The organism is Sphingomonas sp. 2378 (assembly GCF_038084995.1).
Classification (GTDB): domain Bacteria; phylum Pseudomonadota; class Alphaproteobacteria; order Sphingomonadales; family Sphingomonadaceae; genus Sphingomonas.
Map to the genome: position 1 here is coordinate 17,481 of NZ_JAXCMJ010000044.1, position 11,785 is coordinate 29,265.

At 66.7% G+C, this 11,785-nt stretch carries 14 protein-coding genes; 8 read left to right on the plus strand and 6 right to left on the minus strand.

Annotation, left to right across the window (positions count from 1 at the left end):
• The first annotated feature begins 57 nt into the window (after nucleotides 1-57).
• The 3 genes from ybeY to SM191_RS16475 are packed head-to-tail and all read left to right on the plus strand — an operon-like array spanning nucleotide 58 to nucleotide 1,877.
• A complete protein-coding gene (gene ybeY / locus SM191_RS16465) occupies nucleotides 58-573 on the plus strand; it encodes an rRNA maturation RNase YbeY (RefSeq protein ID WP_341507129.1) in 516 nt (171 codons plus the stop codon).
• Nucleotides 574-582: 9 nt separating this feature from the next.
• On the plus strand, nucleotides 583-1,488 hold the full coding sequence (locus SM191_RS16470; protein WP_341507130.1) for a hemolysin family protein: 906 nt from the start codon (nucleotides 583-585) through the stop codon (nucleotides 1,486-1,488).
• Nucleotides 1,485-1,877 carry a GNAT family N-acetyltransferase gene (locus SM191_RS16475; protein ID WP_341507131.1) on the plus strand — a complete coding sequence of 131 codons (393 nt, stop codon included), beginning with the start codon at nucleotides 1,485-1,487 and terminating at the stop codon, nucleotides 1,875-1,877. The genes SM191_RS16470 and SM191_RS16475 overlap by 4 nt, the downstream gene beginning before the upstream one ends.
• 308 nt (nucleotides 1,878-2,185) lie before the next feature.
• Here SM191_RS16475 and SM191_RS16480 read toward each other — a convergent pair whose 3' ends face one another.
• Entirely contained in the window at nucleotides 2,186-3,028 is an 843-nt protein-coding gene (locus tag SM191_RS16480; RefSeq protein WP_341507132.1) for a hypothetical protein, read from the minus strand.
• 123 nt (nucleotides 3,029-3,151) lie between these two features.
• On the opposite strand from SM191_RS16480, the gene SM191_RS16485 reads away from it, so the two are divergent.
• The gene (locus SM191_RS16485; RefSeq protein ID WP_341507133.1) at nucleotides 3,152-4,480 is read left to right on the plus strand and encodes a PQQ-dependent sugar dehydrogenase; all 1,329 of its coding nucleotides are present in this window, start codon (nucleotides 3,152-3,154) and stop codon (nucleotides 4,478-4,480) included.
• Nucleotides 4,481-4,529: 49 nt separating this feature from the next.
• Here SM191_RS16485 and SM191_RS16490 read toward each other — a convergent pair whose 3' ends face one another.
• Genes SM191_RS16490 through SM191_RS16500 form a run of 3 tightly spaced genes read right to left on the minus strand, consistent with a single transcriptional unit; the run spans nucleotide 4,530 to nucleotide 5,931 of the window.
• Entirely contained in the window at nucleotides 4,530-5,159 is a 630-nt protein-coding gene (locus SM191_RS16490; RefSeq protein ID WP_341507134.1) for a LysE family translocator, read from the minus strand.
• A 41-nt stretch (nucleotides 5,160-5,200) separates the two neighbouring features.
• On the minus strand, nucleotides 5,201-5,503 hold the full coding sequence (locus tag SM191_RS16495) for a polyhydroxyalkanoic acid system family protein (RefSeq protein ID WP_341507135.1): 303 nt from the start codon (nucleotides 5,501-5,503) through the stop codon (nucleotides 5,201-5,203).
• Nucleotides 5,500-5,931, minus strand: a complete 432-nt coding sequence (locus SM191_RS16500) for a VOC family protein (protein WP_341507136.1) — start codon at nucleotides 5,929-5,931, stop codon at nucleotides 5,500-5,502. The genes SM191_RS16495 and SM191_RS16500 overlap by 4 nt, the downstream gene beginning before the upstream one ends.
• A gap of 191 nt (nucleotides 5,932-6,122) precedes the next feature.
• Between SM191_RS16500 and lnt the strand changes: the two genes are divergently transcribed.
• Both lnt and metK read left to right on the plus strand, forming a co-directional pair.
• Nucleotides 6,123-7,673, plus strand: a complete 1,551-nt coding sequence (lnt, locus tag SM191_RS16505; RefSeq protein ID WP_341507137.1) for an apolipoprotein N-acyltransferase — start codon at nucleotides 6,123-6,125, stop codon at nucleotides 7,671-7,673.
• Between the two features lie 41 nt (nucleotides 7,674-7,714).
• Nucleotides 7,715-8,914: a methionine adenosyltransferase gene (metK, locus tag SM191_RS16510; protein ID WP_306998510.1), complete on the plus strand. Its 1,200-nt coding sequence runs from the start codon at nucleotides 7,715-7,717 to the stop codon at nucleotides 8,912-8,914.
• A 294-nt stretch (nucleotides 8,915-9,208) separates the two neighbouring features.
• Here the strand turns inward: metK and SM191_RS16515 are convergent, their stop codons facing one another.
• Nucleotides 9,209-10,012, minus strand: a complete 804-nt coding sequence (locus SM191_RS16515) for a formate/nitrite transporter family protein (RefSeq protein ID WP_341507138.1) — start codon at nucleotides 10,010-10,012, stop codon at nucleotides 9,209-9,211.
• A 64-nt stretch (nucleotides 10,013-10,076) separates the two neighbouring features.
• Here SM191_RS16515 and trmB point away from each other — a divergent pair, with 64 nt between their 5' ends.
• A complete protein-coding gene (gene trmB / locus SM191_RS16520) occupies nucleotides 10,077-10,757 on the plus strand; it encodes a tRNA (guanosine(46)-N7)-methyltransferase TrmB (RefSeq protein WP_341507139.1) in 681 nt (226 codons plus the stop codon).
• Between the two features lie 16 nt (nucleotides 10,758-10,773).
• Here trmB and SM191_RS16525 read toward each other — a convergent pair whose 3' ends face one another.
• Nucleotides 10,774-10,980, minus strand: coding sequence for a hypothetical protein (locus SM191_RS16525; protein ID WP_341507140.1), 207 nt, complete (start codon nucleotides 10,978-10,980; stop codon nucleotides 10,774-10,776).
• Nucleotides 10,981-11,118: 138 nt separating this feature from the next.
• Between SM191_RS16525 and SM191_RS16530 the strand changes: the two genes are divergently transcribed.
• Nucleotides 11,119-11,571, plus strand: coding sequence for a hypothetical protein (locus SM191_RS16530; RefSeq protein ID WP_341507141.1), 453 nt, complete (start codon nucleotides 11,119-11,121; stop codon nucleotides 11,569-11,571).
• Nucleotides 11,572-11,785 lie beyond the last annotated feature (214 nt).

Sequence of the window (11,785 nt, forward strand, 5' to 3'; positions counted from 1 at the left end):
GTTGTTAGGGGGCGGCGATTTTCACCTTGCCCGCTCCCTATTCCCTGAAAGGCTCCGATGATCGAGATTGCGCTGATCCATGAAGAGCCCTGGTCCGGGGACGAGGACCAGTGGACCGCGCTTGCCACCCGCGCCGCCCGCGCCGCGATCGAGCGGACGCCGCATGGGCCGCTGCTGACCACGCCCGCGACGATCGAGATTTCGGTCCGGCTGACCAGCGATGACGAGGTGCATGCGCTGAACCGCCAATATCGGCAGAAGGACAAGCCGACCAACGTCCTGTCCTTCCCCATGGTCCAGCCCGACCTGATCGAGACGGTGACGCAGAATTCGGACGATGGCGAGGTTCTGCTGGGCGACATCGTGCTGGCCCATGGCGTCTGCGTCGCGGAGGCCGCCGAGCGTGGCATCGCGACCGAAACGCATGCGACTCATCTTCTGGTGCATGGCGTTCTGCATCTGCTAGGCTATGACCATATGGACGATGACGAGGCGGAGGCGATGGAAGCGATCGAACGCGACGCGCTGGCCAGCCTCGGCATCGACGACCCCTATCACGTACGCGAGGACTGACACCCCCCGATGGCCGACGGCCCCAGTAGCAGCACCGGCAACGGTGACTCCAACGAATCCAGTATATGGCGCGGGCTGAAAAGCCTGATCTTCGGCGGCGAGCACGAAGAATCCCTGCGCGACCAGCTGGAAGACGCGATCGACCGGCATGAGGGCGATCCGGGCCCCGACGCCAAGGGCGACCTGACCCCGCTGGAGCGGCAGATGGTCCGCAACCTGCTCCATTTCGGCGAGCGCGATGCCGGTGACGTGGGCGTGCCCCGCGCCGACATCATCGCGGTCGAGGAGCGGACGACCTTCGACCATCTGGTCCAGATCTTCGCGGAGGCGGGGCATAGCCGCCTGCCCGTCTATCGCGAGACGCTCGATTCGATCATCGGGATGGTCCATATCAAGGACGTCTTCAACATCCTGGCGACCGGGGCCGCGCATCCCGAGACGATTTCCGGGCTGATCCGCGATCCGCTCTATGTCCCCATGTCGCGCGGCGCGCTCGATCTGCTCGCCGATATGCGCCAGAAGCGGGTGCATCTGGCGGTGGTGCTGGACGAATATTCGGGCACCGAGGGCCTCGTCACCATCGAGGATCTGATCGAGGAAATCGTCGGCGAGATCGAGGACGAGCATGACGACGCGCCACAGGCGCTGCTCGTGCCGCTCGACGGCGGGGCCTGGGACGCGGATGCGCGGGTCAGCCTGGAAGAAGTCGGCCGCGCGGTCGATCCCGCGCTCGAAGAGGCCGAGGACGATGTCGACACGCTGGGCGGCCTAACCGCCGTGCTCGCGGGTCAGGTTCCCCCGACCGGCACCTGTATCGACCATCCCAGCGGCTGGCGGATCGAGGTGACCGAAGCGGACGAACGCCGCATCCATCGCCTGCGCCTGCATCCGGCGGTGGCGTCCGAAGTCGATTGACCGAAACCATGTCGGAGGACGTTATCCGCGCCTATCGGGCGGCGGACCGGGATGCGTGCCTGGCGCTGTTCGACGGCAACACGCCCGGTTTCTTCGCGCCGTCAGAGCGGGCGGATTTCGTGCGTTTCCTCGAACGCCACGCGGCGGAATGGGCGTTTCAGGTCATCCACCGCCAGGGCCTGGGTCGCCTTCTGACGCAGGCCCGGCTGCACACTGCGGCGGAGATGCCGGGCGTCGCCCAAGTGCACCTCGACACCAGCCAGCACAGCGAAGGCTTCTACGCCCGCTTGGGCTTCCAGACGGAGCGGGTCACGGTCGATGGTTACGGTCCGGGGCTGGACCGATATGATATGGTGCGAACGGTTCAGAGCGCGATGATATCAGGCTGATCCACCCCTCTCCTTCCGGGAAGGGGCTCGGGTCGGGTCGATGTCATCCGGCTCGATCGACAAGCGCCGATGGCAAATCACTCGCTCGATCACACTAGCCATTCCGATGCGTTAGCGTGAGTGAACGACGCGCGATATGAAGCGTGCCAGTGCATAGGCGTCGCCTTGGAGCATCGTAAATCCCTTCAGAGCGAAGCGGGCACGAGGAATTGCCAGTTTCAAGAATCGATAGCGTGAATAACCTCCCTGACATTCGCGCCATCGAAGGCCGCCGGTGCGCTCCCCTGTGGCACCGGCGGCCGCCATGGTCAGGCGGCGGGAAGCAGCGAGTCCACGTCGCGCACCGCCACGACCCAGCGATAAAAGGCGTCGGTCAGCGCGTAACGGAAAAACAGCGGCTCGACCTCGATCCGCTCGGGATTGCCCAGGCAATGTCTGGCCCGGTCGAGGATGCGATAGACATATTGGGTCTGTAACGCCGCATCGCCATGCGCACGCACCATCCGTGTGGTTTCCTCCGGCTCCGCACGAACCAGGCATTGCGTGACCTGCGCCCGGATTTTTTCGTCCATATAGGCGAAGAGCAACCGCTGCTTCTCGCGCGCCTCCAGACGGGCGATCGCCGCCGGTTCGTCGACCTCCTGCGCCGTCAGGGCCGCGTCAGGGGCGAATCGCGCGATCGCCGCTTCCAACACCGCGCCACGGTCATAATTGCTGCGGCACACCGGCAGGCCCGTGACGGTATAGACCTGCCAGCAACTCGCCAGATCGGGCGGCGGAGGCAAGGGCGGTGACGGCATGTCGGGCCAGCAGGCCTGATTGGCACGGATGAAGCTGTCCATCGCGAGCAGGGTCGTCGGCCTGTTGGGCTGACCATCGATCGCGCGACGCAGAACCTTGGGCGGGAAGAAGGGCGCACAGCGGACGAACATCTGCGCCTTTTCATCGAGCGTGCGGTTGACGATCCGGTCGCTCTGCACCGTGATGCCCGGTGGCGGCGGGGCCTGGGGGCTCGGCAGCCTCTCGCCCTGAACGACGACATCCCGCCCCGGCGATCCCTTGGGCGAGTCGCGATCCTGCGCCGCCCCCGGAATTGCCGCCACCACCAACGAAAGGATCGCGATCCCCCGGCTCCATATCCCCATGCGCATGTCATGCCCTCCCAAGCCTTGCCCACGCCCTCCGCAGAATGTCGGAAATATCGTTTCGGTGCCAGTGCGAGATTTGCGCAGGGCCCCCTTCCCCCCACGCCGGCATCGGCCTAGTTTCGCGCCATGCGCAAACATGTCCTGATCCTGCTGGCCATTTTCGTTCTGGTCGGTGTCGCCGTCTTCGCCTGGCTCGCCTGGCCCGATCAGGCGCGGTTGAGCGTCGATCAGGTGGCCGGACGCCAACCGACGATCCAGGCCCCGCGCGAGCAGGTCATTCCGACCGTCAACATCGCCAAGCCCGTGGGCTGGACGAATGGGGCGAAGCCGAGCGTGGCGCAGGGCCTGACCATTCGGTCCTTCGCCACCGGGCTCGACCATCCGCGCTGGCTGTACGAACTGCCCAATGGCGACGTGCTGGTCGCCGAGACGAACTCGCCGCCCCGCCCCAGCGCCGGGCTGGTGCAGCGGGTGATGAACTTCTTCCTCGGGCGCGCGGGTGCGGCGGTGCCGTCGGCCAACCGCATCACCTTGCTCCGCGATACCGATGGCGACGGCGTGGCGGACGTGAAGACGCCGTTCATGACCGGGCTCAACTCGCCCTTCGGCATGGTGCTGTTCGACGGGCAACTCTACATCGCCGACACCGACGCGCTGGTCCGCGTGCCCTATCGCGAGGGAGAGACGAAGATCACCGCCAGGCCCGAAAAGGTCGTGCCGCTCAATCCGGCGGGCAATCACTGGGCGCGCAACGTGATCGCGTCGGGCGACGGGCAGACGTTGTTCGTCTCGGTCGGATCGTCGAGCAACATCGCCGAGAACGGCATGGACGCCGAAAAATACCGTGCCGCCATCCTCCAGGTCTGGCCCAAGGACAAGAACTGGCGGATCTATGCGGCGGGGTTGCGCAATCCGAACGGCATGGCCATCAATCCGGGCAATGGCCGGTTGTGGACCGTGGTCAACGAGCGCGACATGCTGGGCTCCGACCTGGCGCCCGACTATCTGACCCAGGTCGAATTCGGCGACCATTTCGGCTGGCCCTGGTATTATTGGGGCGGCTATCCCGACACGCGGGTCGAGCCCGCCAACCCCGCGCTCCAGCAATATGTGAAGCGTCCCGACTATGCGCTGGGGCCGCATGTCGCGGCGCTGGGCCTGACCTTCTCGAAGGGGGCCAGGCTGGGCGACCGGTTCGCCAAGGGGGCCTTTATCGGCGAGCATGGCTCTTGGAACCGCAAGCCCGCCTCGGGCTATAAGGTGGTGTTCGTGCCGTTCGGCGCGAACAACTTCCCCGTCGCCAATGCCAAGCCGGTCGAGGTGGTCGGCGGCTTCCTCAACGCCAAGGGCGAGGCACAGGGACGGCCCGTGGGCGTGATCGTCGACAAGACGGGCGGGCTGCTCGTCGCGGACGATGTGGGCAATGTGGTGTGGAAGGTCAGCGCCGCCCGGTGACTCGGCGGCAGGCTTCGGGGGCGAGGATCCTGCTCGCCCCCTGACCCGCTCAGGCGGGCTTAACCTTCAGGAGCGCCAGGCCGAAGCCCATGAAGATGACGCCGGTCACCCGGTTGAACGCCCGCTTCACCATCGGCCTGCTCATATAGCGCGACAGCGAACGCCCGCCGAACGCATAGACGGCGTACCAGAATGCCTCGATCACCGCGAAGGTCGCGACCAGGATCGCGAACTGCGGCACCTGCGCCCTGGCGGGATTGATGAACTGCGGCAGGAAGGCGACCGCAAACAGGATCAGCTTGGGATTGCTGATCCCGATCAGGAAACCACCGCGAAAGACCGCCAGCCGCGACAGACTCGGCACGATCGGCGCGTCACCGACATCGACGGGTGCGACATTCGCCCGCCACGCCTTGACGCCCAGGAACAGCAGATAGGCGACGCCCGCATAGCGGATCACCTCGAACGCCCCCGGCAATGCCAGCAACAGGGTGGTGAGGCCCGCAGCCGAAGCGGCCAGGACGATCACCACCGCGCTCAGGCACCCGGCCATGGCGGCGACGCTGCGCCGCAACCCCATATCGACCGAGCGGGTCATGATGTGCAGCATGTTCGGGCCGGGCGTCCCGGACACCAGAAAGACCGCCCCGACGAAGAGCCACCAAGTGTGAATCGCCATATACCCCCCTTTTCCCCCTTTAGCGGGTGCATGACGCGCCCTTACTTCAACAGCTTCGGCGCCTCCGACCGGATCACCGCCTCCAACTGGCTGGAAAAGAGCGACAGGAAGGCGGGCAGGTTCACCACCGCATGAACCTTGTCGTCATAGACGGTGGCCTGCGCGCCGATCGACTGGCCCATCGCGCCGATGGTGAAGTGCATCGTGTCGCCGTCCCAGCGATGCTCGACCGTGGCGCCGCCGGGGATCAGCTTGCCGATCTTGCCGATGCCGCCGTCCAGCCGTTCGCGCACCCCCGCCTTGCCGAGCTGGTGCGGGATATCGAGGGAGATGGGCGCGCTCATGCGGTCATCTCCGTGGCGAACAACATCGAATCATCGGCGAAGGCCTTGAACTCCAGGGCATTGCCGCTGGGGTCGCGGAAGAACATCGTCGCCTGCTCGCCGGGCTGCCCCTTGAAGCGAACATAGGGCGCGATGCCGAAGGCGATGCCCGCCGCCTCCACCCGCGCGGCCAGCTTTTCCCAGTCGGGCATGGTGAGGACCACGCCAAAATGGGGGACGGGCACCTGATGACCATCGACCGCATTCTCCACCGCGACCGGCTTCGCGTCGGGGTCGAGATGCGCGACGATCTGGTGGCCGAACAGGTCGAAGTCGATCCAGTGGTCGCTGGATCGGCCTTCGGGGCAGCCCAGAACTTCGCCGTAGAATTGGCGGGCGGCGGCCAGATCGTGGACCGCGAAGGCGAGGTGGAAGGGGCGTAGGGTCATGAAAGGAAGCTAGGGTCTGGGGGCGGTTTTTTCCACCTCTCGCGGCTATGCCCCTCCACCACCCGGCTTTGCCGGGCGGTCCCCCTCCCCAAGCACAGCTTGGGGAGGGGGACCATGGGCAGCATGGTGCAGGGGCATAGCCGCACATCCCGCATTGCTCCTGTCACAGCCACGCGCCATATCCTGCGCCCGTGACCCGCTATCCCGCTCTTATCGCCCTGATCGCCGGGGCCGTCGCCGCCTGCGGCTTCGCGCCGCTCGACCTGTGGCCGCTGTCCATCGCGGGGCTGATCGTCCTGCTGGCGCTCGTGCAGGATGCGCCGAACATCCGGGGCGCGCTGTGGCGGGGATGGGCGTTCGGCGTCGGGCACTTCACCGTCAACAACAACTGGTTCCAGCACGCCTTCGACTTTCAGGACAAGATGCCGCCGGTACTCGGCTATTTCGCGGCGGTCGGGCTGGCGCTGTATCTGGCGATCTTCCCCATGGCGGCGGCGGGCGTGGCATGGCGATTTCGCGGGAAACGCCGCGATGCCGCCCCCGATGCGGCTTATGTGCTGATCTTCGGGGCCGCATGGATCGCCACCGAATATCTGCGAGCGCGGCTGTTCACCGGCTATGCCTGGGACCCGCTGTCGGTCGTCTGGCTTCCGGTGATCGGCGTAGCGCGGGTCAGCGCGCTTGTCGGCACCTATGCGCTGTCGGGGCTGACGGTGGTGCTGGCGGGCGCGATCTGGCTGGCGATGCTGCGACGCTGGCATCTGGCGGCGGTGATGGTCCCCGCCTGCGGGATCGCCGCGCTGTCCGCCCCCCTCACCCGCGCGCCCGATCCCGCACCCGACGCGCCGCTGGTCCGCGTCGTCCAGCCCAATATCGGGCAGGACCAGCGCGGCCAGAGCGACGGCCCCCTGATGCTCGACCGGCTGGAGCGATTGTCGGGCACGCCCGGCCCGCGCCCGCGCCTCGTCGTCTGGCCCGAGGGCGTGGTGCGCGACATGATCGAGGACGGCTATCCCGAATGGGCCTATTTCGGATTCAACTATGCGCCACCCGAATGGACCCGCCGCCGGATCGCGGGGGTGCTGGGCCCACGCGACACCGCGCTGGTCGGCGGCACCGCGCTGTATTTCTCACCCGATCGGGCGCGCGTGACCAGCGCGACCAACAGCGTCTTCGCGATCTCCCCGCGAGCGCGGATCACCGGTCGCTACGACAAGGCGCATCTCGTGCCTTATGGCGAGTATCTGCCCATGCCGTGGCTGCTCAAGCCGCTGGGTCTGGCACGGCTGGTCCCCGGCGACATGGACTTCACCCCCGGCCCCGGCCCGCGTGACCTGCCTGTACCCGGCTTCGGGGCGGTCGGGGTACAGCTCTGCTACGAGATCATTTTCTCGGGCCAGGTGGTGGACAAGGCGCATCGCCCGCGTCTGCTCTTCAATCCCTCCAACGACGCCTGGTTCGGCCGCTGGGGACCGCCACAGCATCTGGCCCAAGCCCGGATGCGCGCGATCGAGGAAGGGCTTCCGGTTCTACGCGCCACCCCGACAGGTATCTCCGCGATCATCGCCGCCGATGGCCGGTTGATCGCCAAGGTGCCTCACCTCACCGCTGGCGCGGCGCAGGCGGCGTTGCCGGTCGCGCTGGCCCCTACCCTCTTCTCCCGGATCGGCAATATCATGGCGCTGGCCATCGCCATGGCGCTGGCCGCGATCGCCGTTGCCATCCGCCGTCGCGGTCGCTAGAGGGCATATAAAGCTATCTTTATATCCTTATGAGGACGGGAATGCGGAACTCGTACATCTTCACCTCGGAATCGGTTTCCGAAGGTCACCCCGACAAGGTCGCCGACCAGATCAGCGACGCGATCGTCGACCTGTTCCTGTCCAAGGACTCCGAAGCACGCATCGCGTGCGAAACGCTGACCACCACCAACAAGGTCGTGCTGGCGGGTGAAATCCGCTGCAAGGGCGTGTTCGAGAACGACCAGTGGGCCGAAGGCGCGCTGGAGGAGATCGAGCAGACCGTGCGCGATACCGTCAAGCGCATCGGTTACGAGCAGTCCGGCTTCCACTGGCAGACCTTCGACTTCTCGAACAACCTGCACGCTCAGTCGGCGCACATCGCGATGGGCGTGGACGAAAGCGGCAACAAGGACGAAGGCGCGGGCGACCAGGGCATCATGTTCGGTTACGCGACCGACGAGACGCCCGGCCTGATGCCCGCCACCCTCTATTACAGCCACAAGATCCTGGAAAAGATGGCCGCCGACCGCCACTCCGGCGCGGCACCCTTCCTGGAGCCCGACGCCAAGAGCCAGGTCACCCTGCGCTATGAGAACGGCGTGCCCGTCGGCGCGACCGCGATCGTCGTGTCGACCCAGCATTCCGCCGAACTGTCGAACGAGGCGGGCCAGGCCAAGCTTCGCGACTATGTGAAGTCGGTCCTGACCGACATCCTGCCCGAGGGCTGGCTGCCCGACGACAAGCAGATCTACGTCAACCCGACCGGCCTGTTCGAAATCGGCGGCCCGGACGGTGATGCCGGCCTGACCGGTCGCAAGATCATCGTCGACACCTATGGTGGTGCGGCTCCGCATGGCGGCGGCGCGTTCAGCGGCAAGGACCCGACCAAGGTCGATCGCTCGGCCGCCTATGTCGCGCGCTACCTCGCCAAGAACGTCGTCGCGGCGGGCTTGGCCAAGCGCTGCACCATCCAGCTTTCCTATGCGATCGGCGTCGCCGAACCGCTGTCGGTCTATGTCGACCTGCACGGCACCGGCACCGTCGAGGAAGCCAAGCTGGAGGCCGCACTGCCCAAGCTGGTCCGCCTGACGCCCAAGGGCATTCGCGAACATCTCAAGCTCAACGCGCCGATCTATTCGAAGACCGCCGCTTACGGTCACTTCGGCCGCGAGGCGGAAGGCGCGCTGTTCACCTGGGAAAAGACCGACCTGGTCGACCGGATCAAGGCCGCCGTCGCCTGATCCGATCATCATCGGCAAAAGGAAAAGGGGGGCTCCGGCTCCCCTTTTTCGTTTTTTAAAGCCGGATCGATATGGAGTTGATCCCCCCTACAGGGGATCGTTGCGAAAGATCAGCGTCCGGTCCTTTTCACGCACCACCCCGGCGAAGGCCGGGGTCCAGTGACGTCGCGATGGGAGCGGCTTACCAACGCCTCCCCCAACGGGATCCCGGCCTTCGCCGGGGTGGTCTGGCGGGTTTTGCCGCGATCCCCTGAAGGAGAGGGGCTCGGCTAGGATCAACTCCATGTCATCCCCCTAATCCCGCGTTTCGCCTTGTACCTGGCCATGGGCGAGCAGGGTGAACAGCCCCGCCCCGCCGATCAGGTTGCCGAGGATCGCAGGCATCAGCAGCCCGAACAGCGCCCGCTCCAGCGTGACCTGTCCGGTGAACAGCAGGAGGAAGGTCTCGTCCGCGCCGACGATCGAATGGCTGAACCCGGCGATGGCGATGACATAGGTGATCGCCAGGATGATCCAGAAGGCCTGGGTGCGGCCATTGGGCAATATCCAGGCGACCACCGCGATCAGGAACCCGGCGGGGATCGCGTTCACGAACGTTTCCCACCCGCCCAGATCCAGGATGCGCGCCGAAACCGAAACCATCGCCTCGCGAATCTCGGCATTGCCCAGCGCCCCGCCCGCGACCATCGCCGCCGCCAGCGCGGTGCCGATCAGATTGGCGAGCAGGACGATCCCCCAAAGCCGCAACGTCCGCCGCAAGGCCCAGCCCGATGGCCTGGTCACCAGCGGCAGCATCGCGGTGATGGTGCTTTCGGTGAACAACTGCATCCGCCCCAGGATCACGACCAGAAAGCCGACCGGATAGCCGAAGGACGCGACCAGTCCGCGCCACGGCGCATCGGGCAGTCCGGCATGGAGCGCCCCCTCGGCGATCAGCGAACTGTGGATCGCGATCCCCGCCGCCAGCCCGGACCAGAACAGCGCGCCCGCCGGACGGTCGAGTTCACTCTCCCCCGCCTCGCGCACGGCCCGGTGAAGATCCTTGGCATCGGCCGCCTTTTGCGCCGTGCCCCCAGACGCGCCTTCATTCTGTTCCATCGTCCCCCGCCAACGAGCGAGCCCGGCCTTGGCTCCCCTCCCTCCCCGCGCTAAGGGCCCGGCGATGAACGATCCGACGACGATCCGCCGCCTTTACGGTCGGCGACAGGGCCACAAGCTGCGCCAGGGCCAGGCCGCGCTGGTCGAGGATATGCTGCCCGGCCTCAGCGTGCCCGAGGATGGACCGCTCGACGCCATGCGGCTGTTCGGCGACGACCGCCCGCTACAGGTCGAGATCGGCTTCGGCGCGGGCGAGCATCTGGCGGGTCAGGCCGAGGCGACACCCGGCACCGGCTTCATCGGCTGCGAGCCGTTCCTGAACGGCGTGGTCGGCGCGCTGGGCCATATCCGCGACCGCGACCTCTCCAATGTCCGCCTCCACATGGGCGACGCGCTGGAGGTGATCGAGCGGCTGCCCGATGCCAGCCTGGACCGCGTGTATCTGCTCCACCCCGATCCCTGGCCCAAGGCGCGCCACGCCAAGCGGCGGATGATGAACCACGGCCCGCTCGACACCATCGCGCGCAAGCTGAAATCGGGGGGCGAGTTCCGCCTCGGCACCGACGATCCGACCTATTGCCACTGGTCGATGATGATCATGAACGCGCGGGAAGACTTTGCCTGGCAGGCGCGCACGCCGACCGACTTCCTGACCCGCCCCGCCGACTGGCCCGAAACCCGCTACGAACGCAAGGCGCGGCGCCAGGGGCATGAGGTGTGGTATTTCCGGTATATCCGGCGGTAAGCGGCTGCAAAGGCGATCAGACGGTCAAGGGTGTAGACCTGATCCCGCCCCGGCCCGTCAGACCGGAAAGCGGCGCGGGCGGTGCCAGATGGCGGCGGGCCATCTCGGCGCCGATCGCGGCGATGTCCTCGCGGTCGCCCGCGCCCGTGGCCAGGGTAAAGGCGGCTAGCAGGGTCTGGTCGTCCATATATTCGATCAGGTCGGGGTCGAGCATCGGGTTCATCGCATCCTCCCATTTTTCTAGTCTGGATCAATAACCAGCGGATTGTCCACCGGTTGCCTCGCCTCCACGATCAATCCCTCTGGTCGCGCATGACCCCGCCGCTATAGACGACCGCCTCGTATCGGGAGGGAGCCGGAATTGGTCGATGACAGCTGGGGCGTGACGCCCGCCAAAGGCGGTTTGCGCATCCGTACCAATGACAGTCTGGAAGAACGCGCCGCCGCGCGGGCGAAGGCGCGCGAGGCGCGGGCCAGCGAGCGCGAAACGCTGATGGCCAGTCGGCTGGAGGCCCGCGCGGCGAATCGCGAGCGCGACATCGCCGCGCGCGAGGCCGAACGCACCGCCCGCCGCGAGACCGAGATGGCCGCCGCCGCCAAGAACCCCCACGCAGCCGCCGCCAAGCGCCACCGGACGTCGGGCCGCAAGGACGTGGTGCGCGAACAACGCGACACGCGCGGCTATGCGACGCTGGTCGACGAAGGGCGGATTCGCGAACTCGCCAAGCGCGGTGCGTCGCTGGGCGGATTGGCGGGCGCGTTCGGGATCAGCGAGGAGGAGATTCGGGCGATTTTGGCGGGGGAGGCGGAGTAGCGCTTCATCCTCCCCGGCACGGGGAGGTGGCAGGCCGAAGGCCTGACGGAGGGGGATTTCGACATGGGACGCCCCTTGCGGTGATCCCCCTCCACCACCGCTTCGCGGCGGTCCCCCTCCCCGTGCCGGGGAGGAATGTTGATGCCTAACGCCTTGCTTACCGAAATAGGCTAAGCCCTCACATTCCATGGCCGATCCGTCCTCTCCGTCAGCC

What these genes read in the sequence shown, in the direction of transcription:
- ybeY (WP_341507129.1), top strand. Translation starts at nt 58, where the DNA reads ATGATCGAGATTGCGCTGATCCATGAAGAGCCCTGGTCCGGGGACGAG.
- SM191_RS16470 (WP_341507130.1), top strand. Translation starts at nt 583, where the DNA reads ATGGCCGACGGCCCCAGTAGCAGCACCGGCAACGGTGACTCCAACGAA.
- SM191_RS16480 (WP_341507132.1), bottom strand. Translation starts at nt 3,028, where the DNA reads ATGCGCATGGGGATATGGAGCCGGGGGATCGCGATCCTTTCGTTGGTG.
- SM191_RS16485 (WP_341507133.1), top strand. Translation starts at nt 3,152, where the DNA reads ATGCGCAAACATGTCCTGATCCTGCTGGCCATTTTCGTTCTGGTCGGT.
- SM191_RS16490 (WP_341507134.1), bottom strand. Translation starts at nt 5,159, where the DNA reads ATGGCGATTCACACTTGGTGGCTCTTCGTCGGGGCGGTCTTTCTGGTG.
- SM191_RS16495 (WP_341507135.1), bottom strand. Translation starts at nt 5,503, where the DNA reads ATGAGCGCGCCCATCTCCCTCGATATCCCGCACCAGCTCGGCAAGGCG.
- SM191_RS16500 (WP_341507136.1), bottom strand. Translation starts at nt 5,931, where the DNA reads ATGACCCTACGCCCCTTCCACCTCGCCTTCGCGGTCCACGATCTGGCC.
- metK (WP_306998510.1), top strand. Translation starts at nt 7,715, where the DNA reads ATGCGGAACTCGTACATCTTCACCTCGGAATCGGTTTCCGAAGGTCAC.
- SM191_RS16515 (WP_341507138.1), bottom strand. Translation starts at nt 10,012, where the DNA reads ATGGAACAGAATGAAGGCGCGTCTGGGGGCACGGCGCAAAAGGCGGCC.
- trmB (WP_341507139.1), top strand. Translation starts at nt 10,077, where the DNA reads ATGAACGATCCGACGACGATCCGCCGCCTTTACGGTCGGCGACAGGGC.
- SM191_RS16525 (WP_341507140.1), bottom strand. Translation starts at nt 10,980, where the DNA reads ATGAACCCGATGCTCGACCCCGACCTGATCGAATATATGGACGACCAG.